The organism is Kluyvera sp. 142486, from assembly GCF_046569695.1.
Taxonomy (GTDB): Bacteria; Pseudomonadota; Gammaproteobacteria; order Enterobacterales; family Enterobacteriaceae; genus Kluyvera.
On the sequence record NZ_JBKHUI010000008.1, the window covers coordinates 144,334 to 168,060 of the forward strand.

Annotated in this window: 18 protein-coding genes; 8 read left to right on the top strand and 10 right to left on the bottom strand. The window is 51.6% G+C overall.

The window, feature by feature from the left end; all coding sequences use genetic code 11:
• Positions 1-4: 4 nt before the first annotated feature.
• Positions 5-1,456, bottom strand: a complete 1,452-nt coding sequence (locus ACLGE8_RS11185) for an MFS transporter (protein WP_410998499.1) — start codon at positions 1,454-1,456, stop codon at positions 5-7.
• Between the two features lie 208 nt (positions 1,457-1,664).
• Here ACLGE8_RS11185 and ACLGE8_RS11190 point away from each other — a divergent pair, with 208 nt between their 5' ends.
• Genes ACLGE8_RS11190 through ACLGE8_RS11200 form a run of 3 tightly spaced genes read left to right on the top strand, consistent with a single transcriptional unit; the run spans position 1,665 to position 3,878 of the window.
• Positions 1,665-2,465, top strand: a complete 801-nt coding sequence (locus ACLGE8_RS11190; RefSeq protein WP_410998500.1) for a TIM barrel protein — start codon at positions 1,665-1,667, stop codon at positions 2,463-2,465.
• Positions 2,462-3,475, top strand: coding sequence for a sugar phosphate isomerase/epimerase family protein (locus ACLGE8_RS11195; protein WP_368301459.1), 1,014 nt, complete (start codon positions 2,462-2,464; stop codon positions 3,473-3,475). Before ACLGE8_RS11190 ends, ACLGE8_RS11195 begins: the two co-directional genes overlap by 4 nt.
• Positions 3,476-3,485: 10 nt before the next feature.
• Positions 3,486-3,878: a DUF6379 domain-containing protein gene (locus ACLGE8_RS11200; RefSeq protein ID WP_368301458.1), complete on the top strand. Its 393-nt coding sequence runs from the start codon at positions 3,486-3,488 to the stop codon at positions 3,876-3,878.
• Positions 3,879-4,160: 282 nt separating this feature from the next.
• Here ACLGE8_RS11200 and ACLGE8_RS11205 read toward each other — a convergent pair whose 3' ends face one another.
• The 3 genes from ACLGE8_RS11205 to ACLGE8_RS11215 all read right to left on the bottom strand — a co-directional run bounded on the left by ACLGE8_RS11205 (position 4,161) and on the right by ACLGE8_RS11215 (position 7,902).
• The gene (locus tag ACLGE8_RS11205) at positions 4,161-5,423 is read right to left on the bottom strand and encodes an oligosaccharide MFS transporter (RefSeq protein WP_410998501.1); all 1,263 of its coding nucleotides are present in this window, start codon (positions 5,421-5,423) and stop codon (positions 4,161-4,163) included.
• Positions 5,424-5,488: 65 nt separating this feature from the next.
• Entirely contained in the window at positions 5,489-6,436 is a 948-nt protein-coding gene (locus ACLGE8_RS11210; RefSeq protein ID WP_410998503.1) for an aminoimidazole riboside kinase, read from the bottom strand.
• Between the two features lie 29 nt (positions 6,437-6,465).
• A complete protein-coding gene (locus ACLGE8_RS11215; RefSeq protein WP_410998505.1) occupies positions 6,466-7,902 on the bottom strand; it encodes a glycoside hydrolase family 32 protein in 1,437 nt (478 codons plus the stop codon).
• Between the two features lie 174 nt (positions 7,903-8,076).
• On the opposite strand from ACLGE8_RS11215, the gene ACLGE8_RS11220 reads away from it, so the two are divergent.
• Positions 8,077-9,072 carry a LacI family DNA-binding transcriptional regulator gene (locus ACLGE8_RS11220; RefSeq protein WP_410998506.1) on the top strand — a complete coding sequence of 332 codons (996 nt, stop codon included), beginning with the start codon at positions 8,077-8,079 and terminating at the stop codon, positions 9,070-9,072.
• 35 nt (positions 9,073-9,107) lie between these two features.
• Here ACLGE8_RS11220 and ACLGE8_RS11225 read toward each other — a convergent pair whose 3' ends face one another.
• Genes ACLGE8_RS11225 through ACLGE8_RS11245 form a run of 5 tightly spaced genes read right to left on the bottom strand, consistent with a single transcriptional unit; the run spans position 9,108 to position 15,026 of the window.
• Positions 9,108-9,836, bottom strand: a complete 729-nt coding sequence (locus ACLGE8_RS11225) for a molecular chaperone (RefSeq protein WP_410998508.1) — start codon at positions 9,834-9,836, stop codon at positions 9,108-9,110.
• Positions 9,836-11,182 carry a fimbrial protein gene (locus ACLGE8_RS11230; protein WP_410998567.1) on the bottom strand — a complete coding sequence of 449 codons (1,347 nt, stop codon included), beginning with the start codon at positions 11,180-11,182 and terminating at the stop codon, positions 9,836-9,838. The genes ACLGE8_RS11225 and ACLGE8_RS11230 overlap by 1 nt, the downstream gene beginning before the upstream one ends.
• Positions 11,182-13,698 (bottom strand): fimbria/pilus outer membrane usher protein, encoded by a 2,517-nt coding sequence (locus ACLGE8_RS11235; protein ID WP_410998510.1) that lies wholly within the window; start codon positions 13,696-13,698, stop codon positions 11,182-11,184. The genes ACLGE8_RS11230 and ACLGE8_RS11235 overlap by 1 nt, the downstream gene beginning before the upstream one ends.
• A gap of 33 nt (positions 13,699-13,731) precedes the next feature.
• A complete protein-coding gene (locus ACLGE8_RS11240; RefSeq protein ID WP_410998512.1) occupies positions 13,732-14,472 on the bottom strand; it encodes a molecular chaperone in 741 nt (246 codons plus the stop codon).
• A gap of 20 nt (positions 14,473-14,492) precedes the next feature.
• Positions 14,493-15,026 carry a fimbrial protein gene (locus ACLGE8_RS11245; protein ID WP_410998514.1) on the bottom strand — a complete coding sequence of 178 codons (534 nt, stop codon included), beginning with the start codon at positions 15,024-15,026 and terminating at the stop codon, positions 14,493-14,495.
• A 918-nt stretch (positions 15,027-15,944) separates the two neighbouring features.
• Between ACLGE8_RS11245 and ACLGE8_RS11250 the strand changes: the two genes are divergently transcribed.
• From ACLGE8_RS11250 to ACLGE8_RS11265, 4 genes are all read left to right on the top strand, one after another.
• A complete protein-coding gene (locus ACLGE8_RS11250; RefSeq protein WP_410998516.1) occupies positions 15,945-17,426 on the top strand; it encodes an EAL domain-containing protein in 1,482 nt (493 codons plus the stop codon).
• 344 nt (positions 17,427-17,770) lie between these two features.
• A complete protein-coding gene (locus ACLGE8_RS11255) occupies positions 17,771-19,144 on the top strand; it encodes an ATP-binding protein (protein WP_410998518.1) in 1,374 nt (457 codons plus the stop codon).
• Positions 19,145-19,231: 87 nt separating this feature from the next.
• A complete protein-coding gene (locus ACLGE8_RS11260; RefSeq protein ID WP_410998520.1) occupies positions 19,232-19,666 on the top strand; it encodes a DUF4157 domain-containing protein in 435 nt (144 codons plus the stop codon).
• Between the two features lie 80 nt (positions 19,667-19,746).
• The gene (locus tag ACLGE8_RS11265) at positions 19,747-20,985 is read left to right on the top strand and encodes a hypothetical protein (protein WP_410998522.1); all 1,239 of its coding nucleotides are present in this window, start codon (positions 19,747-19,749) and stop codon (positions 20,983-20,985) included.
• A 149-nt stretch (positions 20,986-21,134) separates the two neighbouring features.
• Here the strand turns inward: ACLGE8_RS11265 and ACLGE8_RS11270 are convergent, their stop codons facing one another.
• Positions 21,135-23,720, bottom strand: coding sequence for a hypothetical protein (locus tag ACLGE8_RS11270; RefSeq protein ID WP_410998524.1), 2,586 nt, complete (start codon positions 23,718-23,720; stop codon positions 21,135-21,137).
• Positions 23,721-23,727 lie beyond the last annotated feature (7 nt).

Here is a 23,727-nt window from a genome sequence, read left to right on the forward strand (position 1 = left end):
ATCGTTACTCCGGCTGGCGGTGAGCATCGCCCGGCAAGCCGCGGCTTAGCAGGGCGATAAGCAGCAATATCAGCCCATTCATCGCCAACAAAGTCATAAAGGCGCTGGACCACTGCGCCGGTACGGCGGCGGTCTGCGCCAGATAAAAGCCACCCAGCGTGGCCATTCCCAGCGCGGCGCCAAACTGCTGCCCGGTGCGAAATAGCCCGGAGGCGGCTCCGGCATGGGCGACCGGAACCTGAGCCATGGCAAACGCGGGTAAGGGGGCGGAAACCAGCCCCATGCCGCATCCGCAGAGTCCGAAACCGCTCCCCAACAACGGCAGGCTAAACGGAGTGTCTGCGTAGAGAACGCCTGCCGCCATCAGCGCAAGCGCCGCTATTTGCACGGCTACGCCAACGGGGGTGATGAGGCGGCCAAGTTTACCCACCAGACGGCGGCCGGCTACCGCAATCGAGAACGCGGCGCCGAGTGCAAAGGGAATATGCATCAGGGCGGTGTGCAGTGGGGAAAGACGCATGCCGCTTTGCAGAACCAGCGAGGTTGCCAGCAGCAGAGAGGCGGTGGCGAGCTGATAGAGCAGGGTGATGGTGATTCCGGTGACAAAAAAACGATCGTGCAGAATAACGGGGGGAAAGAGGGCCGCCCCACCTGCCAGGGTGCGACGTTTGAGATGCTGCCAGAATAGAATTAGCAGCAGAGCCGACAGCAAAGGCAATAAGAATATCCACCACGGCCAGCGTAGCGAAGGCGCTTCGACGAGAGTGAAAAGCAGCGCTCCACCGCCGACAATGGCCAGCAGCGTACCGGTAATATCTATCTGGCGTGCGTGGGGGCTACGGACGTCAGGCAGCACTCGCCATGCCAGCACCAGCGCGATGATAACCACGGGAATATTGATTAAAAAGACCGGGCGCCAGCTCAGCCCGGCTATATCATATTCAATGATTGCACCGCCGAGAATGGGCCCGAGCACGCCCGCCGCGCCGCCGAGAATACCGAAAATACTCATTACGTTGAAACGCTCGTGCGGCGGATAGAGAACCTGAACCAGCGACAGAATTTGTGGCCCCATCATGGCGCCACTGACCCCCTGTAGAATACGCATGGCAATCAGCATGTCGGCAGAAACGGCCAATCCGCAGCCCGCGGAGGCGATGCCAAACATCAGTAGCCCGCCCATAAACAAGCGACGATATCCAAACAGATCGCCCAGCCGCCCGCCGGTCAGCAATAAAACGGAAAAGAAAAAGAGGTAACCGGTAAATACCCACTCAATCTGCCTGCCGCTGGCCTGCAGATCGTTTTGCAGTACCGGTACGGCAACGTTAAGGATTGAGACGTCGATTATCTCCAATACCATCGCGATAGAAACGACCACCACGGCAAAGGTGCGTTTACGTTCGCGTTCGTTTTCTGCGACGCGATCTTCAGCCATTCGGGTAGGGCTTAACATGATGTACCTTCAAATTTTAGTTAATGATTTGTTAAAAATTATTGACATCACTACGGATTTAAATAATAGAATTAGTGCTCGCATTCTGATTTATTGTGCTGTTCTGTCGGATAATGACGGAAAGTTCATGTTAAAAACAAGCTAAATCTAGAATTGGAATTTTTATTCTATTTATGGCGTGTAATCACCAATCCACCGTGGAGGAAGGATGTACCTGTCAGCCTGTATTGAATGGCTTTTTAGTCAAGAGCACCCTGATGTTGCGCAGCGGGTATACGCTGCAAAGCGCCTTGGTTTCTCGCATGTCGAATTTCACCTTTGGCGTGATAAACCCTTACCTACGCTCGCAAAAGCGCTGCAAGAGACCGGCGTACAGCTGAGTAGTTTCGTGGTTGAACCTCGCCGCAGCCTGGTTGACCCCGCCCAGCATGGTGAGTTTCTCACCGCGCTGAAGGAGAGCCTGGCGACCGCGCTGACGCTGGGATCGCCACCGCTGGTCATCGCCTCTGGCTTCAGCCGTGAAGGCGTCGATGTTGAGGAACAAAAAGCGCAGATGCTCAGCGTGCTGCGCCAGGCGGTAAGTCTGGCCCAGAAGGCGGGAATTATGCTGCTGCTTGAGCCGCTGAATACCCGTATCGATCACCCCGGAATGTTCCTGAATAGCACACGGGTGGGGCTCGATATCGTGGAAGAAGTTGATAGCCCTTACCTGAAGCTGCTGTTTGATGTCTATCACTCTACGGTGATGGGGGAGAGCCTGACGTCGGTGCTGGCGGGCAGAATGCATCTGGTGGGACATGTACAGATTGCTCAGGCGCCGGGGCGCGATGAACCCGACGCGGCGGCAAGCGACTGGACATCTACGATGCGCACGCTGCGCACGCTAGGATATTGCGGCGCCGTGGGCCTCGAGTATAAACCTTCGCTACCGGTAGCTGAATCGGTGGCAAAAGTGTGTGACGCAACGGGCTTAGCCCTGACTATGAAAGACAAAACGGAATCACTATGAGCCATAACATCCAACGGGGCGTCAGCCTCTACAGTTTTCAAAACGAAACCTATCTCGGCAAAATGACGCTCGAAGAGGTGATTGGGCACTGCGCCAGCATGGGGGCAAGAGGCATTGAGGTTATTGGTGAGCAGACGTTTCACGGATGGCCTGAGTGTGGCGTGCCGGACCAGGCGATTGCCGAATGGCACCGCCTGATGCACCAGTACGATACGGTACCGGTGTGCCATGACTTTATGCTTGACTACAAACGCTATAAAGACCGGCCGATGCCGTTTGCTGAACAGGTCGACAGCGTCAAGCGGGATATCGACTTTGCTGCCCGCCTGGGCATGAAGTTTATTCGCTCGCTGGTGTCGGTTGCGCCCGAGGTGCTGGTGGCTGCGGCACCGTATGCAGAAGATAAGGGGATCACTATCCTGCTTGAGGTGCATGCGCCGCTGCATTTCGATCATCCCTGGATTATTCGCCATGCGGAAGCCTATGAAAAAGCGAATACCCGCGCGCTGGGCTTCCTGCCTGATATGGGAATGTTTCTGTTCCGTTTCCCTCGGGTCTGGAAGGAGCGCTTTATCCGCAATGGTTGCCCGCAGGCGGCGGCCGATTTTATTGAAAAAGCCTACGATGACCGCGTGCTGAGCGAATACGTTATTCTGGACGTGATGCAGAAATGGGGGCCAGGGCCACAGATAGCGATGGCGGAAACGTTGCGCCACAACGCGGCGTTTGAGCCAAAGCGGATGCTCGATTTTATGCCGCGCATTCATAACATCCATGCAAAATTCTATGAGATGACGGATGAGAACGTCGAATGGTCGATCCCCTACGATGAAGTGTTCCGCGTACTGAAGCAGGGCGGTTACGAAGGCTATATCTGTTCTGAATATGAAGGTAATCGCTGGGTGGAGGATGCTCAGGAGGTGGATAGTCTCGAGCAGGTACGCCGCCAGCAACTGATGTTCTGCCGGTTATTAAACGAAACGCCGACCCCTGCATTACTTTCTCGCTAAGGAGCTAACGATGTTTGATCACCATATTATTTGCCGCGATGGCTTTGGTAACGTCACTGAAAATGAAAAAGTGATCGGTTTTCGTTTTCAGGCTCGTTTGCCCTATTATCGAGGGCTGGGGCTGTCGATGGTCGAAGATTTAGGTATTACCATCAACGGCACGAAAATCGATCGCCAGGCTATTCGCTTTGCAATTCGTGGCCGCGAATGGACGCTGGATGAACTGGAAACCGTCTATGACGATCGGTGGAACTTCGGTGAAAAAGCGACGATCACCGTTCTGATGCCAGGCGGGCTGGCAATCGGCAGCCACACGCTGGAACTGGCGGAACGTCTGCGTATCTCTTATCTGCCGTTTGTTCCGGTCACCCGTTATGCCACTGAACTCGAAGTGACCTCATGAGCCGCTTTCGGCCTTTATATGGCCTGATGTTTATGGCGTTGAGGTGATGTAAGTCCACTCTGCATAGCGTGACGTCGGGTGGACTTTTTTTAGTACTACGATGATGGACATGAAAGATAATAACGTACCGACATGTGCAGTGCCGAAGAGCATCTGGTTGGGATCGCCACGGACATAAAAGAGAGGGAATACGCGTTAATTTAAGTAAAAACCCACGACTACGCGTGGATTTTATTATTCGCTGAACCGTACTGGCTTCAATTTAACTTTGTTAATCTCGTCTTACTGCTCCGCAGCCAACTCCGCCGTTTCCTTCGAAGAGTGATGCTTTTTACTGAGCGTGAAATAGCCAAATATCAGTGTGATAACCACGATGCTGGCCATTATCAGGAAGATCTCCTGATAGCCCACCTTATCAAACAGCTTACCGATAGGCAGCGACAGCACGATGATGCCGATGGAGCTGGCGATATTAAAGCCAATCAGGTACATCGTGGATGAGAGGCGCTTATCAAAGTTTGCGACGCTGAATTTAAACACCGAGATGACAAACAGCGGCACTTCCAGCGCATGGAGCATTTTGATCAGGGAAATAATAGAGATATCGGTGAACAACGCAGAGCCAAGAATGCGACAGGTCATGATCGTGCCACCCAGCAGCAGTGCGGATTTCGGCCCGATGCGGTTAATCAGGAACGGAATCATCGCCATGCCGACGGCTTCCATAAATACCTGTACCGAGTTGAGGTAGCCGTATACGCGCGGAGCCAGTTCAGGATCGTCAAATAAGCTGGCGTAAAACACCGGGAACATCTGCTGATCGTAGATGCTATAGAACGACCAGGTGCCGACGACAAAGATAACGAAAAACCAGAACTGCGAATCTTTAAAGATGGTGAGAAAATCTTTTCGGGTCAGCGCGTCTGGCTCGGGCGAACTGACTGCCGCAGACGTTGGAGCCGGTGCGTCGGTTTTGAAAAACACGTTAATCGCCAGGAATATCACCCCCATTACCGACACGCACCAGAAGTTAATGTGTGGGTTGATGCTGAAGAAGATACCACCCACAAACGTCCCTGCGGCGTAGCCAAGCGACCCCCAGAAGCGGGCGGTGCCGAATTCAAAGTTGAATTTGCGGCTCACTTTTTCGACAAAACTTTCCACCAGACCGCAACCGGCGAGATAGCCAAGGCCAAAGAAAATGGCGCCCAGTACCATGCCAAGCTTGAAGCTGGAGACCAGCAGCGGTTCATAAACATAAATCAGGAACGGGCCGCTGAGGGTGATGACTGTCCCCATCATCCAGATAAGGGGTTTGCGGGTACCGAGCTTATCCTGCAGAAAACCGTAGCCCAACATAAACAGCATGCTGAAAAACTGGTTTACGGCATACAGCATGCCCAGCTCCGTACCGGACAGGCCTAATTTGCTTTTTAGCCATATGGCGTAAAAAGACCACCACAGCGACCAGGCGGCAAAGAAAAAGAGCAGATACCCGGAGGAATACCGGTATTTATCATTACTGAACGGCATCGTTATTTTCATGTTTTTTCCAATCCAGATTAGGTCATTGTAAGGTCATTCTGCTGCGACGTAACGCGTGCGCGGTATTACGGGGTAATGGTTCTCCGTAGCGAAGGGTGTGACTGAATAAAGCGGCTCAGCTGTGGGCCGTTGGGGAATGCGCTAAGCGCGCCACGCTGGGTGGTTGCCAGGGCACCGCAGGCGCTGGCCTGTTCAAGAAGGGAGAACAACGCCGCCGTTGACGCAGGCCAGCCTTCTCCGGCGAGCGCCGCCAGCAGCCCGGCCATAAAGGCGTCACCGGCTCCGGTGGTGTCGATGCTGTCAACGCGATAGCCGCTTAACGTCAACCTGCTGTTGTGCCAGAAAGCGATAGCGCCATCGGCACCGCGGGTGATGATTTTCAGACGTGCGGGAAAATCAGCCAGCCGTTCGCAGGCGCTGCTTATATTGTCGGCCTGTGTTAGCCAAAGCAGTTCTTCCTCGGACATCTTCAGAATGTCGCTCTGCCGGGCGAACTCGCTAACAAGATCAAACATCTGCGTCTCATTGCTCCACATCTGCGGACGCAGGTTGATGTCGAAGCTCAGCGTGCCACCGGCCTGGCGCGTTGCCGCCATTGCCTGGGTGAGGGTGGCGCGGCAGTCAGGCGCGACCAGCGCCAGCGAACAGAAGTGCAGAATATCGCTGCCAAAGTCGGGCAGTCTTGCCGGGCTGAGAAACTGATCGGCAGACGGATTAACCAGAAACTCAAACTGTCGTTCACCGTCAGGCGCCAGCGACACCAGTACGGTACTGGTGTGGCGCTGGGGATCAAACTCCAGGCTTCCTGTCTTCACCTGCGCCGTCACCAGCGTTTGGTGCAGAAAGCGGCCGAAGGCGTCATTGCCTACGCGGCCGATAAAGCCGCTGGCATGGCCGAGGCGAGCGACGCCGATAGCTACATTGAAGGGGGCGCCTCCTGCACAGGCTTCAAACTGCATATTGTCGCGCGGTAGTAAATCCACCACGGCATCTCCGAGCGTCCAGATTGTCATTGTGTTTCCTTAAACAGTGCGACGGGGGGTTATTGGGCGGCGAGCGGCCAGGCCTGCCCGTTAGTAAAAATGGCGTGCCCGTTGTGGCTAAATAAGCTCAACTGGCGATCGTTCGGCTCAGGATAAATACGACTGCTGAGGGTGTACTCGCCGTGATTGGCAAAGACTTCTATCGAAGAGCTGTCGATAAACAGACGCAGATCCAGCACATCATTGACGGGCAGCGGGACGCTGCGGCAGCCGGAGAGGCCATGCTGCGGGTAGCGGCGTTCCAGCACCAGACGCTGTGACTGCGTATCGACGTAGACGCGCAGTCCATCGCCGAGCGCGATGCCATATTGTTCAGCGTGGCTGCGGGCGATATCGAGGCTCAATTCGACTTCAAGAGCGTGCGCCTGCTCTTCTACCATCAGGGTGCGATTGTGCAGTTCGCTGACCGGCCAGACATGAAGCTCGCCGCGTAACGATTCCAGCTCTTTCACCGGGTTCATACGCAGTCGTTGCTCCGCGTCGAGCGTCACTTCCCGGGGGAGGGTAAGCATGCCCGCCCAGCCGTCGGCCTGTTCTGGCATCGGTGACTCCCACATTGATAGCCAACCGATGACTACGCGGCGGCCATCCGGGGTGGTAAATGACTGGGGAGCGTAAAAATCATGCCCGTGATCCATCTCCTGGAAGGGTTGGGTAATGTGGAACTGATGGTTATCCTGCCATTCGCCGACCATATAGCCGCTCTGGAACAGGTTTCGGTAATCGTAGCCGGCGGCGGCGATACCCTGCGGTGAGAACATGAAAACGAGTTTATCCTTCAGTGGGAAGAGGTCCGGGCATTCCCACATGTAACCCATGCCGTCGTTGGCCTGGGCGAGCGTGCTGGCAAACTGCCAGTGCCGCAGATCCTGCGAACGATAAAGCTGTACTTCGCCCACGTCATCGACCCGGGCGCCAACCACCATGTACCAGCTGTCTCCCTCTTGCCAGACTTTCGGATCGCGAAAATGGTGAACGCCCTGCGGGGTATCAAGAACCATGCCCTGGCGGTCAAAGTGAACCCCGTCGGTGCTGGTGGCCAGACACTGTACTTGATACAGGTTTTCTTCTTTCGCCTCGCCGTCGAATTTGTGCCCGGTGTAGAGAAGCGCCAGCTTATTGCCGTCTACCACCGCGGAACCGGAAAAACAGCCATCTTTATCTTCTGGCCCTTCTGGTGCCAGTGCTATTGGTAAGTGCTCCCAGTTCACCATATCGCGGCTGCGCGCATGGCCCCAGTGCATTGGCCCCCAGACCGGTTGCCACGGGTAGTGCTGATAAAACGCATGATAATAGCCATCGAACCAGCACAGACCGTTGGGATCGTTCATCCAGCCCGCCTGCGGGGCAAGGTGATAGCGCGGGTACCAGCGCGGGTTTATACGGTCTTTTTGTTGACTCAAGGCTTCGTTGGCTTTGGAAAGTAGTGATGTCATTGGCTTGTCCCCGTAAGTGAATTGCGGAAAAGATAACGTTAACATTCTCGGTTTTCCCGCAGAATTGGTGGTAATATCGATGTTAATCACAAAAGTTAACGTTAACATTTTGCGGGTGTTATCGAGATCGCATTTTCAGGACCCGGCAAGGTGAACGCCGTCAAAGGAGAGGGTATGGCATCTTTAAAGGATGTGGCACAACGGGCGAACGTCTCGTTGATGACCGTGTCGAGGGCGATTAACGAGCCTGAACGGCTGCGGCCAGAAACCTATAAAAAGGTGATGGAAGCCGTGGAGGCCCTGGGTTATGTCTCTGACATTTCGGCGAAAAAAATCCGCGGGGCGAAAACGACGGCCAACACCATTGGGGTACTGGCGCTGGACACCATGACCACGCCATTTTCCGTTGAAATAACGCTCTCTATCGAGGAGACCGCCCGGGCGCACGGCTGGAATAGTTTTGTGGTGAATATGTTCAGCAACGATCGGCCAGAGAAAATGGTCGATCTGCTGTTATCGCACCGCCCCGACGGCATTATTTACACTGCGATGGGGCTGCGTCAGGTTCCGGTGCCGGAAAAGCTGCATAAGTATCGCTGCGTGCTGGCGAACTGCGAGAGCATCAGTGGCCCATTTCCCACCTATATTCCCGATGACGAACAAGGGCAATATCTCGGCGTGAAAGCGCTGTTGGCCGCAGGCTATCGGCGACTGCTGTGCATCCACCTGCCAAAAGGGATTGTGGCGACCGATCGCCGTCGAGCGGGAATGGAGAGAGCCTGCCGTGAAGCGGGCGTCGACCCTGATACCATGTTCCACCACTACCTTCCACCCGGCGAGAGCCACCATATTGATGCGGCGGAGTTTGTCGGGCGCTACCTGAAGGGCTCGCGCCCGATGTTTGATGCGGTGGTGTGCGGCAACGACCGTGTGGCCTTTGTTGTCTACCAGGTATTGTTGGGCCGAGGACTGCGTATTCCGCAGGATGTCGCCGTGTTGGGCTATGACAATATGGTGGGGACCGGTGAGCTGTTTTTACCGCCGCTGTCGACGGTCCAGTTGCCGCACTATGATATTGGCCGTCTCAGCGCGCTGCATCTTATTGAAGGGCTCAGCCATCAGGATACCGTGTGGGTAGACAGCCCCTGGCTTCCCCGTGAGTCGATATGATGAACCCGCTCCGCGACGCGATGAAAAAACGCGGATTAGCGGTTGAGCGTACGGCTTATCTCTTCTCGCTCTCCGGCATCGTTAATCAACCGAAAGGTGATGTTATTTCCCGTCTCGAGTGACGCTTGCGGCAGCGCTTTTAATCCAAAGCGTTGGGTGGAGAAGGGCGGCAGCATAAGGTCAAGCTCGGCGGTGGCCTGGTAGCGGTGGCCGTGGAGGCTCACGCTGATGTCGTTATAGGAGAGAAAATAGCCGCTCGGATTACGACAAACTAAGGTGAGCGGCGCGTTATCTTCTACTGCACACGAGACGGATTTCCCCGCCGCAGTGACGTTATCGCCCAGGCTGTTGGGGCGGTAAATTAGCTTTAGCTGCGTCTTCATTGACATCAACAGGTACTGTTGCTGGGTAAGCCCCGTTTTTACCGCCGGTACCTCGTAGAGGTTTATCCAGTACAAACTTTCCCTGTCGGCCGCCAACTTTTTACCGTCATAGATGATTTTCACCGATTTCACTTCGTCTGCCCGGAGGTTAAATATCGGGGGGATAAGGACAAACGGAGCATCGGGACTTTGGGTGAAATTATGAATGTCGCCCGTATCGACCCAAACCTGCACAAAGGCGGGGTAGGCGTTAACGTTCATGATGTTGATGCTCTTCGTCGCTTCGCCTTCATGAAAAATAACCCGCGTTTTATCGACCAGCATCCCTGCGTGTGCGTTGAACGTCAGCATCGCGAACAATAGCGTAGCGAGTTTACGCATCACTGTACTCTCACCCAAACGTACGCTTTGGCGCTGACTTTGCCGGCGGTCACCGTCTGCCCCGGTATTTTTTTCAATGTGGCGGTCAACACCGACTGGTAGTTGGTATAGCCGGAGGCTGAACTGCCGCTAGCGGAAGCACCGTTGAGCACGGAGTACCATCCCACGTCGTTACCGCTTGGGCAGCCGCTGGAGGTACAGGCTCCCCAGCCCAGGAAATTCATCGCCGTACCGGTAGCGGCGTTGCTTAACGCGATACCGACACCGGTGGCGATAGTGGCATCGGTGCCATAGCCATCGGATAAAAGATAGCTCACGCCGCCGGAGCCATTTACCAGCCCCAGCTTTTGCGCGGCCAAATAGCTTTCATACGGGACCTGTAGCCCTAGCGCCGTGCCTCCGGATGAGACGCCGGACACGGCGGTGTTATCGCACTCAATCGAGACGGTAAAGTTGGACTGCGACGTTCCACCGCCGTCCAGCGCTTGAATACTGATGGTAGGCAGCAGCACCAGTGGCGTGACGTTACGCGCTACGCAAGTGGCCGTGTGGGTTAACGTGGAGACGGGCGAGGTTCCCATGCCCATGGCTATCCAGCGCCCGGTGCCCCAGGTGGAGTAGTTGTAGGCGGAATCTGAGCCGATAGCATCGGTTGCGATACCCGGCCCTTTAAAGGTCACGTAGCCATTCGGCTGGGTACAGGAATAGCTGGATGTTCCGGTGGCAGAGGCCATTCCCGCGTAGGGGCGGCTGGAACTGTATGCCCCGCAATAATGGCTCGCACCTGCGCCTGGTAGCCCGCTGATACGGATAAGATCGGCGCGTACGGCGCTGAAATCCTTCACCCGAATCTGTATTTTGCTGCCCACCGTGGCATAGCTGGTGATCGGATATTGCTGCCAGTAGCGTGTAAAGGGCAGCCCGGAGTTGATGTGCGTGAGCTTAATGCCAACATAGGGGAAATAAGTGGCGTAATAGTCCGGGTTGCCATCCTCGGTGCCCAGATCGTAAAAACCGCCTACCCGGTCATCGCCATTGGTGGCAAAAACCTCATAGATACTGCCCGCATCGGTAGCGTCACATTCATATAAAACCAGATCGCCCGCACCGCTGCTGTTATAGCGTGCTGCGGTGGTAATACTGTATACGGTGCTGCCGAGCGGTGTACCCGTTGGCTGCAGGTAGGCGCTGGTGATATTGACATTACCAAGACCTATTCCCACGCCGCAGCTATCACAACCTGCATCAATATAGGATTTTCGGGTACAGGTCGCCTGCGCGGTGGCGGCAGATAAAAACAGAAGGGCTGCGCCCCACAATAAAGTGCGTAACGTGGAATGAGTCATCACCGGCATTCTCCTGGCGTTTTAATAATGGTGTCGTGGCTCTGCGCATCAGCAACGCGATAATGTAAGCGGCAGGATTGCTGATTTCCCCACTGGATGGTTAAGGTGTCTTCGAGTTTGTCATGACGAACCCAGGCCTGATTGTTCTGCCCAACCGTACCCACCGCGCGACCGTCGTTATCGTAGATGCTGGCGCCCATTGGCAGACCGCCCGGATAGTGAACGTCAATCAGCATCGGGTAGCCGTGGATAACGCTAAATTTGACCCGCACCATGGCACCCGCCATCGGGGCGATGCGCTGGCTGCTGGACACCAGCTCGGCGTTTTTATTTATCCCGGAGGCATCGAGAACCACGTTGTTATATTGATAAGGCGCGACGGATGGGCTCAGGGCGAAGCCGAACCTGTCGATAGCCACGTTCTGGCTGCCGGCGAGGGTTGCACCCTGTGCCCCTTTGGCTTCAACTAAAGCAAAGGTTTCTCCCAGGTAGGGACCTGCGGTCACGCCATCTTTATGAATAACTACCGCGCCCTGCAGGCCAGCAGAACCCTGAGAATAATTTTTGCCATGTGAAAGGGTACCCTGCGCAGAACCTATGGCCGTTGAGGTTTGCAGGGTGCCACCGACTGAATGCGTGTGGTCGTAGTTACGCGCATAGGTGACGCCGTAGCTCAACGGGCGTTCGCTGTCCGTGACGCCGGAGAGCGTGGATTGCAGAGTTGAGCCAATGCCGTTTTGCTGCGTATAGGTTGAGCTGAGGGTCGTCTGCCGGTTCTTGCCAAAAGGAATAGAGATTGAGACTGCGCTCAGGGTCTGCTGGTTAGCGGAATAGTAGTTGTTGATATAGTTGTCATAGCCAATCCCGCCATCAATAGTGGACTGATAAACCTCGCTATAGCGGGTTCGTGCAATTGACGCATTAATCGTCATGCCGTTGGCAAACTGCTTGCTGTAGCCAAACTGATATTGCCTGTCCTGACTGCGCCCGTCGCGGTAGGCCTGGGTTGAACCAGAAATCCAAACGCTGCCGAGTAGATCCATATCCTGAGTGACGGAGACTTCAAAACGGGAAGATTGGTTCAGGGTGGTGGAAGTCCAGTCCTGCTTATTTTCTTCCCAAGCCTGACGCAAGCCAAAAACGTCGGAAAGATCGCGATATCCGGCCGTTGAATAGCGGTACCCGGCGATGGCGATGGTCGTATTGGTGGGTTCGATCCGCTTACTGTAGCTGGCATGGAACATCCAACCGGTTTGTGAACCACCGGGTAAATCAGCCTGGGAGAACGTCGAATCCAGACCGAATGCGCCTAGCCCGGAAGAGTGGACCGCGCCCATAACGGCGGATAAATAGCCCTGAGCCACGCGGCTGCCGATATTGGTGGTGACATTATTACTTAAGCCATATTGCAGCGTGAATTCGGCGAAGGGGTCTTTGTCTCCCACGTAGCGGGAACGCCCCGCAATGGCAGAGTATTTGACCCGGCCTTGTCTGACGGATTCAGGACCCGCGGCGTAAGGGACGGTAAAGGTGCTGACGCTGCCATCGGCTTCAGTTACCGTAACGGCTAAATCTCCGGAGTAGGAGACCGAGTACAGATCGCTAATCTCAAAGCTACCGGGAGGTACGGTGGTTTCGTAGAGAATGGTCTTCCCCTGGCTTACGGTAACGCGGGCGTTACTCCTTGCTACGCCACGCACGACGGGGGCGTAGCCCTGCTGAGACTGGGGCAGCATGCGGTCGTCAGAGGCCAGTAACACGCCGCGAAAGGCCATGCCGGAGAAGAAATGACCGGCGGTATAGCTATCACCCACCGTCAGGTTGCTTCTTATCGGCACAATAGGGCGCTGGAGGTAAGCGCGGTTGCTGGACCATAGCGTTTTTCCCGGCGAGCTATGTGACCAGGAACCCTGTTGGCGCAGTTGCCACTGTCCGATGTTAATGGCGTTATTCAGGCCAATCCATGTCGACTGATAATCGCCGTTTGCGCCGCCGTTAAACCGGGAGTAATACTGATTCAGGCTGTAATTCGATAAAAACATCGTTTCCCCGGCATTCAGATCGTCCGGCGGGACATATCCGCGGGGGGTTTTAATCAGTTCGGTTTCAGGAATAATAATGTTGACCAACATTTTGGTCATGTCGGTATCGACGGATGACTGGCTAATGACATCAGATAAAAAATGGCAATCAGCTGATTTTAATGCGGCTTTTTCTTTCAGCGGCAGTTGTGCGAGCAGCGCAGAGGAGAAGCAGGGTTGGGTATTATTTTGGGCACCGCGAAAATCGACATTTTCATGGGATAAGAAGATGCCGTTAAGCTGAATATCGACGGAATAGGTGCCCGGCTTTATTTTATCCGCTGAGATGTAGTTAATAATGTCATCAACCGGCAGGCCACTTCCTTTCAATAGCGTGGTGTCAAATACATAGCCGCTGCCGTCATCCGCAATATCCACTTTGCCTGTGCTGGCATAGGCGGATAAAGATAACGGACTGACTAACAGTGTTAACACTATTATCCTTAACATATTTACCACTGATCCCGGTTATCGTGCCTTCAGCGCTTTTTCTTGTAATACGCCGTAGTCATTGAGAAAGCCGATGCGAACCTCTTTTGCATTCTGAACGGCGTGACAGTCCGCTTTTAATGACACCGTTGACTCAGGCGCCAGCATGGTCATGGGGATGATGTTCTTTGCCGAACCCACCTGCGTTGAGACGCGAAGGCTATTGAGAAAATAAGGTGATAGGTTGCTGACCTTAAGTCGGCATCCGTTGGGATCTTTCTCAATCGCATAATTAACGAAATCGAGCATTTGCTCGTAGGCGATAGGGACATCAGCGGGGCGTAAGAACACCTTCACGGTGCTATTAACGATGAGAACCAGCTTATTTTTATCGTGTTGATCCGCGGGTACTGAAGGCACCTGGGTGAAATGCAGATAGGAAACCTGCTCTTTTGTCACTTTCTGCCCAGCGCCCGGATTTAGCAGGCTAATCACCTGATCTTGCTTAGGCTGAATTTTAAAAATAGCCGGAGAGACCGCCAGCCCGCTTTGCTGATTGTCGGTCTCTTTCCCCTCAGGGGTAGCAGAGAGCCAGACCTGAACAATATAGGGAAAGCTATCGTTATTGGTAAATTTAACGGTCTTTTGCGCGAGGCTGGCGTCAAAAATGACCCGGTTACCTTCCATTACGACGCTCGCGCTGACGGGGAAACTGGCCAGATATAGCAACGGCAGAATGCAGATTGTTTGTTTGAGCATGGGGTAATCCTGCAGGCACATATTGCTATGTGCCTGACGGTTTAATTATAGGAGATGGAGTACTGTGCTGAGGCGATGACAGTGCCTGGGGTCACGTCCGAAGCCTCGGCGTAGTAACGTGCGGTAAGATCCTGCGAAGCGGTTGCTGAGCTAGCCGCTTTGGTAAATTGCGTGGTTTTTACCGTTGAGCCATTAACAAAAGCTAACGCCGTTGACCCATCGCTATCCAGAATCTGGATAGAAACATTGGTTGCGGTACCACCCGAGTTGCCAAGGTTGCTGTTGGTGGTGATGTTATTGCCAGCCAATACGGTTGAGATAGACGCCGCATCGGTGGTATTGCAACCGGTGACATTGACCGTAAATTTGGTATCACCCGCCGTGGATTTTGCTGTGCTAAGCGAGCCTGTCGATACCGTTGGCAGTAACACAATAGGGGCAGCCGAGTTGCCATTAATATTCACAGTGCAGGTTTGTGCGTTGACTTCGCCCTGGAACTGGACGGTATTCGCTGATGCCGCTAATACTGATGTTGACATCATGGCAAGAGACATTATAAAGAGTTGAGCTTTCATTAAGCATCCTTGTTTTGATGATGAATGGTGGTGCACGGGAAAACGCACTGAAGCGCTGTTCGTTGTTTAATTCAGGTTGTGAACAGAGTGAGATTTCTTATTTGAAAATAAAAAAGTGATGAATGACAAGGCATTTCACAGAAGAGTTGTGAGTGATATTCACGGTTGAGCGATTTCTTGCCTGGTAATTCAATCCTGACTGTCTGACTTATATTTATTTCCACCCATTGAAACTTCGAGATTTATCTTAAGGCTAATCCTTACAAACTTTAATTGTTTTCATTTTTTTCACATCATTTAAGAATTTTCCCATAAGAATTTTCGCGAAGACACTATCTTTGGGAAAAATCCTAAAACATATGAATGAGCTTATAAAGTTTGTTATTTTTCTTATGTTGCTCATAATGGATATAAGTTAATTTATTGAATACAAAAGATTAATTGCGTTTCATTGTTGGTTCATCGGTGATTTCGCGTGTCAAGATATTGAGTAATCGGCGCGAGGAGAGGTTGTGGTTAAGAGGGGGATGGCATTTTATGACGCGTCGTCGCAGGGAAGGTGGGGCATCAGATGCATTGGTGCCACAAATAGTACATTGGTTTAACCGCCGTTTTATTGTGTGTGTGCAATATAAATTAATTCAAAGTTTTTTAAGGAATTTAAAAAATAGGGAACGAAAGACGTTGATATCTTAAAATTGCCGATGTGGTTTGTCTGTTATGGGCGGTTTTATATTCCAGGTCTGTATTCAAACATGAGTTTTAAAAGTACATTTAAAAACATGAAACCCTTAAAATCCTGATGGCTGGGAGGTGAGGCCATGGTGTTTATTTGGGTGCCATAGTATGAATTCTTTAAACCTCGTTTTGTGAATGACAACGTCGAATCAAGGTGATTTTCAGACAAATGAGGCAAGGATGTTTGATAACAATTTCGAGAGTATTCATCGTAGACATATTGACTATATTTTATCACCCTGCGGTATGGCTACCAACGGTCTTCTCGCCATGGTAGATAATGCCAGAGAAGTGGCCGTTTTAGATATTGAAAGTGAGGGCGATATTGAAAATGTGCAAATCCTTAAAGGTGAACGCGTGGTTGTCTACATCCCCAGTGAACCGTACTGGATGCTTTCAACCCTTAGGTCACTTATTTCGCTGTTGAACCATTCAGGACATTTATTCTGGGTGCTTATCATCAGCAAACTACCGGCCTCATGGCTCTGGAATGTGATTAAGTCTCAGGTAGCGAAGCCTAAAATTAATAATGCAGCGATACATGTGGCACCCTCCAATCTGCCATGTGATAAATTATCTGAGCTTTTACTGCCAGAAAGAAGGGTTACCCCCTATTTAAAAAATGTTGCAATAGCAGAAAGTTTTTATATTGGTAAGTATGACGATCTGAATGGTAATGATAGAAAAGAGGGATTATCCAAAAAGGAAATGCAGGTTATATCCGACCTGTTTCATGGCGTTAATATTACGGAGCAAGCTGACTATCTTGGGGTGAGCAAGAAAACGCTATATAATCAGCGTCTGTCTGGGATAAAGAAAATAGCCGAGGTTATACCTTATTTGTTTTCTTCCGTCCGTGAAAAAACAGACATGGCTAACGGAGATATCACTATGCTAAGTCGTCTTTCTTCATTTGAGAGGGAGTTTGCACATGCGTTATACAGTAATGAGCTGTTTGTTGTCTTCCAGCCTGTAACTCAAGGTCAACAAAAACTTGAGGGTTTTGAGATTCTTATAAGGTGGTATAGCAAAGGTCACGTCTTAGCGCCGGATGATTTTTTGCCAAAATTACACTCTACCTATGTGTGGATTATTCTGACGGCATTTCTTATTCAGAAAACGGTTACTTATATTAATTTTTATCAAGGGAAGTACTTTTTCTCAATTAATATTGAGTCCAGCACTATCGATAATGATGGTCTGGTCAGGATGCTGGAAACGGCTAAAAAACAGCTGCATTCATCCGACTGGGCAAAGAAATTTGTGCTGGAGATTAACGAGCGTAACGACCTTAGCCAGAATGAACAATCAATTGATAACCTTGCCTATCTGCAAAAGTCGGGCTTTAGCATCGTTCTGGACGACTGTTTTTCACGCAATAGCGTGAATTTCCCGGTCCGAAAGTTCCAGTTCGATGGCTATAAACTGGATATGAATGTGGTGGACGCACTGAGTCGGGATGGCGAAGCGCTAGCGCTGGTTAAAAGCCTCTCTTATTACTGTATGTTGACGAACCGCTATTGTATTGCTGAAGGCGTGGACCGACTGGAGAAAATGGCTATTTTGCAAGAATCCGGTATTTCATACTATCAGGGTAATTATATTTCAGAGCCGCTTACCGGTGAAGAATTACAGCATTTCATCACCGAATTTGGCGCTTAACTACATGATGTACGTATTAATAACGCCTGTTATGCCTGCGTAAAGTGGAATACCCACCGCCAGCCTCTCGTTTATGACCTGCTAATGGGGAGTGACAGGAGACTGGCGTTCCGTTCGTCTTTGTCGTTATGAGTAACGGGTTAGTACAAAGGGTTAACGGCGAAGGGGGCATGACGATGAGATCTACTACTCTGCGTGATTATCAATTTTTCCGCTTATGTCTCAACGCGAAAGATATTGTTATAAACATTTTAGTTTGTATGGCGTGCTATAATTGAAATGTTACATACGCTTCTGGCAAAAAGTCGTCTTAATTTTAATACTTCTTTTTTCAAGGATGTGCCATGTCTCCACAAGCCAATCTTGAGAATCATCAGCAAGCAAACAATGTTGTCGTGCTTTTTCGCGAGATGATGTGGCTGTCTCAGGTCATTAACCAGGTAATTTGCAGCTACTTAAAGCAAGAGGGGCATGAACGCCATTGGGTGGATATTTCTCCTCCTGAGTTAGAGCAAGGCACACCCTATGCCGACCTGATCATTGACTGGCAACTCTCTCTTTTTGACCGCCTGGCCCTGGCGCTTGCTATGGCGCCGAGCGTGAAACCGGATACCCTCGATATCTTCTTTGGGCTTAATAGCCTTATCGACCGCCCCTTTACGGAATTTGGCGGCGTCAGCGATAAAGCCTTCAGCGGCTTTATTCCCACCGGGCAGACGCTCAACTTTCTTATCAGCGCTAATGACCCCGACTGGCGCGTTTATGTTCAGGCGATTTTCTCAAATAAACATCGCCTGATGGCGGAACAGGTTACCCAACTGCTGTCGGTTGATGATGGGGTGCCCAAATGGGCCGGTATTTATCGCTTAAATGAAGAGTGGCTGCACTATTTTACCACCGGTGAGCGCCTGCGCCCGGAACTAAGCGCCAGTTTCCCGGCCCATTTACTGGAGTCACCGCTAGATTGGAACGATCTGGTGCTGGACGCTGACGTGATGGCGCAGATTGAAGAGTTGCATGCGTGGCTCAAACATGGGCAGACCTTGATGAACGAGTGGCAGTTGGCGAAAAAGGTAAAGCCGGGATACCGGGCGGTGTTCTTTGGCCCGCCGGGCACCGGCAAAACGCTTACCGCTGCGTTGCTCGGCAAGGCTACCGGGCGTGATGTTTATCGTGTAGACCTTTCCATGGTGGTGTCCAAATACATCGGTGAAACCGAGAAAAACTTATCCCGCGTGTTTGATGCCGCCAGCTACAAAGAGTGGATTCTGTTTTTTGATGAAGGGGATGCGCTGTTTGGCAAACGCTCTGAGGTGAGTTCATCCAACGACCGTCATGCCAACCAGCTAACGGGCTATTTACTGCAAAAAATAGAGGATTTTCCCGGTACGGTGATTATCGCCACCAACCTGAAAACCAATATGGACGAGGCGTTTACCCGCCGCTTTCAAAGCATGGTGCAATTTACGATCCCTGGCCCGAAAGAGCGCCTGTTGTTATGGCAAAAAGCGTTTCACGGGGCGTGCTCTCTTGCCGAGGATGTCAATTTACCGGCCATTGCCGACCGCTACGAAGTAGCTGGCGGGCAAGTTATCAACGTGCTGCGCCAGTGCGCGTTAACCGCCATTCAGCGCGGGGAACGCACGGTATCGCAGGACGATATTGTTGCCAGCATCCGTCAGGAATTCAGGAAAGATAACAAAATATTCTTTGAATGAATGCACCTTCACACCATGGGGAGCAGGTAAGTGGGAAGGTTTAACTAACTATCTGATACAGAAAGATTGATAACGAGGATGGTTGTTATGTTTATAAAACAGAAGCCACAGCATCAATCAACCCGCCGGGCAGTTTCGCAGCGTAAAGAGAGCCATGCGTCTGCTGCCCTGGAAGACAAGCGCACACCGGCCGTGCAAAGACAACCCAATAAAACCGGGCTGCCCGATAACCTGAAAAGCGGGATGGAAAGTCTCAGCGGCATGAGCCTGGACAATGTTCGGGTGCATTATAACTCAGCAAAACCTGCCGCCGTGCAGGCGCATGCCTACGCGCAGGGCAGTGATATTCACCTGGCTTCCGGGCAGGAAAAACATCTGCCACATGAACTGGGGCATGTGGTGCAGCAGGCGCAGGGACGGGTTTCTGCGACGACTTCAGTTGCCGGAATGGCGGTGAATGATAGTCCTGCGCTGGAGCATGAGGCGGATGTGCTGGGGGCTTCGGCTTTGCGGGGGGGTTAGGTCTTTGTGGGCGCTGCTCGGATGTGATAGGTACGGATAAAACCTATCGCCGTTGCTGAAATAATAAAAAGGGTTGGGCTATGCATACATATATAGGAAAACCGAGAGCGAAAGAGAATAAAAAGAGCGTGGCTGCTAATGCTGTAGCTCAGAAAAAAGGTCATGGAAAACAAAGCGTGGGTCTGATGGATAATAGGACCGTGGCGGTAACGCAGAAAAATATTCAGCGCCAGGCCGTCGACCATCCTAAAGAAAGCCCCATTGCCGATAATAAAAAAGTGGCGCAACGTATCGTCAGGCAGAGCGACTTTCTGAAATTCAAGCGCGTTAAAGATGAAGAAGGTGGGGTTGGGATATATCGTTCAGCTGGATTGAGTGGCCCATGGGCAAAAATTAACGATAAGACCAACGCAGCTTATCGGGATGCCGCCGTCGAAATATTAGGGAGCAAAGATGCACTCTATTCCCTTGGGTTTCACGGTGTGATCGTCGAGAAAAATAACGGAGGTCGTAATCCCTATACTAACTCTCATTTAATAGGTGCGGCCTTTGGTGGGCAACTAAAATATACAAGCCCAGCGGATAATATTCGTTATCATCCTGAGTCGGTTGAGTATAAAAAATGGCAGGAAGATGAGAGTAAAGTAGAAAAAAAAGGTCGTTTAGGATATATCACTGCGGCAAGTTATGATAGCAGTTCAGGTGTGGCTGCCAACATGGCTTCAGCTATTATTGGCGTTATTCGGGGGGAGCAGTCATCGCAAGAGGCGGATCAACTGGAACAGAAATTGAAACAAATGCTGACGTGTGTTGAATATATACCGCCAACGGTTGTTTTCCGCTACGACGATATTGAAGACGCAGGTCTAAGCTTTAGAGATCAATGGGATAACGTTAATGCCGGTCTTCAGTTGTCATCAGGTGTAACGAAAGTTGGGGTTTATAGCGCACTTTTGGATATGAAGGTGATAAAAGATGATAGTAAGGTGCCAGTCGATATTAAACCTGCGACATTAGTTATCTCCTCTCGTTCAGATATTGTTAATTTGCTAAAAAGAATTACCGTTAGCAATAACGGTAGGATGAAAATAATTCTCAAAGGTTTAAATGCTAAGTTTAAACTTAATGAAAGTGTAAGAAATAAAGTGTTTATCGATTATCTTCTTAGTCAACAAGAGGTTAAGGCTTTAAAACTGAGTATTGATATTGCGAAAGGGTTTGATCTAAGTACAGTAAACACTGTTACTCTTGATGATCTTAGTTCATCGCCAGATGCAACGTCATCAGCAGCTGTATCGAGTAGTCATGAGGGTGAGTAAAAAAGCTTTCAAAAATTTGAACTATTTATTCGCTCGCAGGAAAGCGTAAAGGAATAAAATAAGGCCGTGGATCTTCTGTTTTGCAAGGCAATCAGAAATGAGCTGGGGATAATGTCAATGCCCGTTATCCCCAGCCTGAAATCAGCCCTCTAAGGCTTATCCCCCTCCTTCCTCACCATCCTCACCGCAAACAATATCCAGCCAATCACAATCATAAAGATAATCAAAATCGGCCCCTGATACGCCTGAAACGCCGGGTCGGCGACAAATACCAGCATCAATCCGCTAATGGACAGCGCGGTTAGTGCCACAAACGGGAAGCGGCTCAGGTGTTTTCTCAGCGGGTATGACCAGATGCAGATTATCAGGAACAGCAGAATAAAGAAGAACGAGACAAACAGGCCGGTTCGAAGCTCCCAGCGATGGATACAGATCCAGTTTAACAACCGTGTGACGCTATTTATCACCTGATTGATCGGCTGCGGATACTGCTGGGCTTCCGGGAAGAAGGTTTTATCAATCAGTTTCTCATTGGTGTCGCTGAGCGGCAATGGCCAGTAGCCTGCGCCCAAAAAACTCCAGCTGGAAAGATTGACCAGTTGGGTCAGAACCGTCGTCTGGTCGCGGTTATCTTCGCTGATAAGCATCGGTACCAGGCGTTTGTATACCTGCTGAACGTCAAGCTGATTGGGCTGTTTGCTTAGCCATCGCTGTAGCCCTTTAATTTGGTCCAGTTCGTCAGCCGGTTTCTCGCGTGTCGCCGGTGAGCCCGGACGTACAATCAGCAGGTTGGTTCGTTTTGAGAGCGCATTGAAATTCGGGAAGTTATAAAAACGATTTTCGCGCTCAACGACATCACTTACCGGGACAATGACGCTCAGATAATAGGTATCGTCGCTGGTGGGGGGGCCACTTAATTCTGCGGCGCTGGACTGGCGGTGCTCACTCTGGCGGAGCGCAATTTTAAGTCTGTCCAGGAACGAGAAGAAGGCCTGCTGGCTCTCTGGGGTGTCTAAAACGGAAAGGTCGATATCCAGGGTAATCCCATCGGCCATTGACGGCACGCCCTGGAGTCCAAAGCTTATCCACGGTTTCAGATTATTGATGACATATTTATCCATTGGCATCGTCACGGCTTCCACCAGCTGTTTCACCATATCGTCGGTAAACAGGCCGGTTAGCTGGTCGCGGGACAAATCTCGCGGCGTCGTCACAACCAGGTCAAGCTTGGTGCGGTAACGGTGGGTTGTCTGAATAAACTGACTGAATTTTTTCTCGGCTGACCAGTTTTGCGGCAGCGCTAAAATATTGCCGTTTCCTTCCGGCTTCATCACCGCACCCACGTAGCCAATGCGATCTAAGCGGCTAAAATCAATCGTTTGTCCTTCTTCAAGATGCTGCCAGTAAGGATAAAAGCCGTAAAAAGTCCCCATTGTGAATATCGACTTAACGGTGTCCTGACATCCGCAATCCGGCGGAGCGACCCAGCGCACGGGGTCGGCATGAACAGGGCTCAGGCCGCTTTTTATGGCTAATTTGAAGATGCCATACTCCTGCAGGCTGGTGGGCTGAATACCCGACTCATTCATCGCCATCTCTAATAAATAGAGGCTGGGAAAGACGTCATTCTGCAACGGTGCAAGCGTTTTTAAGACTTCTTCCGGTGGAGCGGTGATCTTAAATTGTTTGATGGTTTTGCTTAAGGCATCAGGGTCCAGTTGCCACACGAGCTGCGGCGCCGTCGTTTGAGTATCGCTTTGTGTACTGGTATCAATTACCTGCGTTGATGGAACGGAGGGGCTGGCCGGGGTATCACCGAGACTTTGATTCTCAGCGGTGTTTTCAACCCCCTCACTGCTAGCGGGTGGGGCAGTATTGGTGCTGGTACTCGTGCTGGTGCTGGTCGTCGTGCTCTTGCTGGGATGCGGGATCTCGATACTGCTGGATTTAATCAGGCTGTCAATATTCGGCCCTGGCGTCGCGGTAATATTCAATTGTGCGAATAAGTCGCTGAGCTGGTTGTACAGCTGGCTGCGTTGGTCAAACTGTTGTTTCTCTAACTTCGCAAAGGTGGCCAGCACGGTCTGGCGCTGCGCCAGGCTGGCGAAATCTTTCTCCGTTAGTTGGTAATAATAAGGGGCCGTATCGCTGCCGGTTTTTTCTGGAACGGACGGTTCGGCAGATTTTGGCGTGTCGGCATTTTTACCGGAACCTGCGCTCCGAAGGCCCAGTTTAATCTCTATTTCCGCGGGCGTTAAATTAAGCAACTGCGGAGGCGTTATCGCCGTGCGCCACGTTGGATAGAGCGCATTTCGCTTGGCGGCGCGGTTTAGGGCAATCATCAGCGACTCAACAAAAACCTGATGTTGATCGTTAGATGACTCGGGAACGGCGAACGCAAATTCACCGCAGAAATAGTCCAGCCAGTAGCGGGTGGTGGGGCCAACGATGCCATCGTTGAGCCGCTGACCTCTTTTCAGTTGGGCCTGGAAATCGCTGTTGTTCTGATAAAAATCGGCAAGCTGCGTTTGTATCGCTTTTCCCAAATTGCGCTTATCGGTTGCCGTGAGCTGTTTGCTGCATGTTTTATACGGCAAGGCGCTATCGACCGGGCCGTTTTGCGCAGCGTAACCCATCGCCGGCAGCGCGAACAGCAGGCCGCAGAGAAGATGTCTGGCCAGGCGAGGCGTAGGCTGACGAATAAGCGATAACAGACTGAAACCAGGACTTATCATTGTTTTT